Genomic DNA, 3,615 nt, shown 5'->3' with positions numbered 1-3,615 from the left:
GAACTCGCAGGCCGTCACCCCGCAGATGGGGTTCAACAACTGGAACTCCACGCACTGCCGGGCCGAGTTCAACGAGGCCATGGTCAAGGGCATCGCCGACATCTTCGTCTCCAAGGGGCTGAAGGCGGCCGGCTACAGCTACGTCAACCTCGACGACTGCTGGGCGATGCCGACCCGCGACGCCGCCGGCAACCTCGTGCCCGACCCCGTGCGCTTCCCGAACGGCATCAAGGCGGTCGCCGACTACGTGCACGCCAAGGGGCTGAAGTTCGGCCTGTACTCCAGCGCCGGCACCAGGACCTGCGACGCGCTGGGCTTCCCCGGCGGCCTCGGCCACGAGCAGCAGGACGCGAACCTCTGGGCGTCCTGGGGCGTCGACTACCTGAAGTACGACAACTGCAACAACCAGGGCGTCGACGCGAAGCAGCGGTACAAGGCGATGGGTGACGCCCTGAAGGCCACCGGCCGCCCCATCCTCTACAGCATCTGCGAATGGGGCAGCAGCCAGCCCTGGACGTGGGCCCAGGAGACCGGCAACTCCTGGCGGACCACCGGCGACATCTCCGACTCCTGGTCGAGCATGATCTCCATCGCGCACGAGAACCAGGCCCTCGCCCCCTACGCCGGCCCGAACGCCTGGAACGACCCCGACATGCTGGAGGTCGGCAACGGCGGCATGACCGACACCGAGTACCGCACCCACTTCAGCCTCTGGGCGGAGATGGCCGCGCCGCTGCTGATCGGCTCCGACCTGCGCACCGCCAGCGCCGCGACCATGGCCGTCCTCACCAACGCCGACGTCATCGCCGTCGACCAGGACCCGCTCGGCCGACAGGGCGCCGTGGTCTCCTCCGGCGACGGACTGGTCGTCATGAGCAAGCCGCTCGCCGACGGCAGCCGCGCCGTCACCCTGACCAACGAGACCGCCGCCACCAGGACGGTCGCCACGACCGCCGCGGCCGCCGGCATCGGCGGCGCCGCCTCGTACACCCTCAAGGACCTCTGGTCCAAGCAGACCACCACCACGACCGGCGCGATCAGCGCCGCCGTCCCCTCGCACGGCACGGTGATGTTCCGGGTCACGCCCGCCGCGCCGACCGCGCTGCCCACCGGACTCCACTGGCTCGGCGACCTGGCCTGGTCCACCGCGCCCGCCAACGCCTGGGGACCGGTCGAACGGAACCACAGCAACGGCGAGACCGCGCCCGGTGACGGACGGACCCTCACCCTCGGCGGCACCGCCTACGCCAAGGGCCTCGGCGTGCACGCCGGCTCGGACGTCCGCTACCACCTCGGCGGCACCTGCACCGGGCTGGTGGTCGACGTCGGCATCGACGACGAGGCCGGCAGCAACGGATCCGCGGTCTTCCAGGTCTACCGCGACAACACCCTGGTGGCCGACAGCGGAATCCGCCGCGGCACCGACCCGGCCCTGCGGCTGACGGCCGACCTCACCGGCGGCAGCGACCTGCGGCTCGTCGTCACCGACGCCGGCGACGGCAAGGACTACGACCACGCGGACTGGGCCGGCGCCCGCATCGGCTGCGGGACGGCGCCGACACCCGGCACCCACGCCCTCAGCGACCTGGCCTGGACCGCCGCCTTCAACGGCTGGGGCCCGGTCGAGCGCGACCGCAGCAACGGCGAGGCGGCGGCCGGTGACGGACGGACCCTCACCGTCGGCGGCACCGCCTACGCCAAGGGCCTCGGCGCCCACGCCACCTCCACCGTCACCTACTACCTCGGCGGCCGGTGCACCGCCCTCAGCACCGACGCCGGCGTGGACGACGAGGTCGGCTCCAACGGCTCGGTCACCTTCCAGGTCCTCGCCGACGGAGTGAAGGTCGCCGGAAGCGGCACGGTCACCGGCGCCGGCGGCGCCGTCCACCTCGACGCCCCGCTCACCGGCGCCTACGAACTGACCCTGGAGGTCGGAGCCGCCGACAACGGCAACACCTACGACCACGCGGACTGGGCCGCACCCCAGCTGACCTGCGTCTGACCGGAACCCCGGCCGGTCCCGCCACCCGCGGCGGGACCGGCTCCGCCCGGCCGCTCCTCCGCGGCCTATCCGGCGTCGGCCCCGTCCGCCACGGCGGCCCCCGGCGCGGCAGCCGGCGGACGGAGGAGCCGGCGGACGGCGTCCCGGAGCCAGCGGTGGCCCCCGTCGGCCGTGTGCCGGGGGTGCCAGGCCATGCCGATGGTGACCGGCGGCAGGGACAGCGGGAGATCGAGCAGGTGCAGTCCGAGGGCGACGGCGTCGTGGGTGAGGGGTGAGGGCGCTGCGCCGGGGAGCGCGGCGGGTACCAGGCAGACGACGTCGCTGCGGGCCGCGAGGGCCATCGCGGCCAGGTGGCCCGGGAGGACGACGCCCACCCGCCGGCGGAGGTCGAGCTCGGCCAGCGCGGTGTCGAGGGGGCCGGTGAACCGGCCGCGACGGCTGACCACGACGTGCTCCGCGGCGGCGAGCCGGGCCGGGGTCAGCGGCCCCTCGGTGAGCGGATGTCCGGGCCGGACGGCCGCGACCATGCGGAGGCCGACCAGTTGCTCGACCCGGGTCTCCGGGTCCACGTGGTCGATGGAGCCGACCTCCAGGTCGATCCGGCCGTCGCGCAGCGCCGGTCCGGCCTCCAGTTCCTCGGCCCGGATCCGGAACCAGACCCCCGGCGCCTCCCGCCCCGCCAGCCGCAGCAGCCCGGGCGCCAGCGCCGCGCCGACCAGATCGGCGGCCTGGAGGGTGAAGGTGGTGCGGAGCCCCGCGGGGTCCACGCCCGCACCGGGGCCGAGCAGCGCACCCAGGCTGCGCACCACCGCGGCGGCCTCCTCGCGCAGGGCCTCGGCGCGCGGGGTGGGAACCATGGTCTGACCGGCCCGGACCAGGAGAGGGTCCTGCAGGACGCGGCGCAGCCGGGCGAGGGTGCGGCTCATCGCGGCGGGCGAGGTGTGCAGACGCGCGGCGGCGCGGGTCACGCTGTGCTCGGCCAGCAGCGCGTCCAACGCGATGGCGAGATTGGCGTCGATGACCGGATCCGGGCTGTTCACCAGCATCATTCCATTCCGAGCAATGATTCCATGCCGAAGTTCCCATTGTGGCATCAAGGAGCACCTCAGCAGGATGAAGGACGTACCCCACCCGTACGACCTGCGAGGACTTCATGATCGTCATTACTGCTCCCACCGGGAACATCGGCCGCCACCTGCTCGCCCGGCTCCTGGAGTCCGCGCCCGCCGCGGGCGAGGACCTGCGCGTGATCGTGCGCGATCCCGCCCGGCTGCCGGAGGCGGCACGCGGACGCGTCGACGTGGTCACCGGCTCGCACGCGGACCCCGCGGTCCTCGACCGGGCCTTCGACGGTGCCGACGCCGTCTTCTGGCTCGTCCCCCCGGACGCCACCCTCACCCCGTACGACACCTGGAGCGGATTCACCCTCCCCGCCGTCGGGGCGCTCGCCGCCCACCGCGTCGGCCACGTCGTCGGCGTCTCCGCGCTCGGCCGCGGCACCCCGCTCGCCGACCGGGCCGGCCTCGTCACCGCCTCGCTCGCCATGGACGACCTCCTCGCCGGCAGCGGCGCCGCCTACCGGGCCCTGGCCAACCCGTCCTTCTTCGAGAACC

At 73.9% G+C, this 3,615-nt stretch carries 3 protein-coding genes; 2 read left to right on the top strand and 1 reads right to left on the bottom strand.

Features of this window, described 5'->3' with window-relative positions; all coding sequences use genetic code 11:
- Positions 1-2,002 (top strand): NPCBM/NEW2 domain-containing protein (locus ABZ641_RS29420; protein ID WP_359986620.1); only part of this gene is annotated, 2,002 nt, incomplete at its 5' end.
- A gap of 65 nt (positions 2,003-2,067) precedes the next feature.
- Here ABZ641_RS29420 and ABZ641_RS29415 read toward each other — a convergent pair.
- Positions 2,068-3,051 carry a LysR family transcriptional regulator gene (locus ABZ641_RS29415; RefSeq protein WP_359986617.1) on the bottom strand — a complete coding sequence of 328 codons (984 nt, stop codon included), beginning with the start codon at positions 3,049-3,051 and terminating at the stop codon, positions 2,068-2,070.
- A gap of 104 nt (positions 3,052-3,155) precedes the next feature.
- Between ABZ641_RS29415 and ABZ641_RS29410 the strand changes: the two genes are divergently transcribed.
- Positions 3,156-3,615: NAD(P)H-binding protein (locus ABZ641_RS29410; protein WP_359986614.1), on the top strand; the 460-nt coding region annotated here is incomplete at its 3' end.

This window comes from Kitasatospora sp. NPDC007106 (assembly GCF_040634455.1).
Classification (GTDB): domain Bacteria; phylum Actinomycetota; class Actinomycetes; order Streptomycetales; family Streptomycetaceae; genus Kitasatospora; species Kitasatospora arboriphila.
This window is presented reverse-complemented; position numbering and strand designations above follow the sequence as displayed.

Bases quoted from the DNA above. Each gene is read 5' to 3' on its own strand.
- ABZ641_RS29415 (WP_359986617.1), bottom strand. From the start codon at position 3,051: ATGATGCTGGTGAACAGCCCGGATCCGGTCATCGACGCCAATCTCGCC.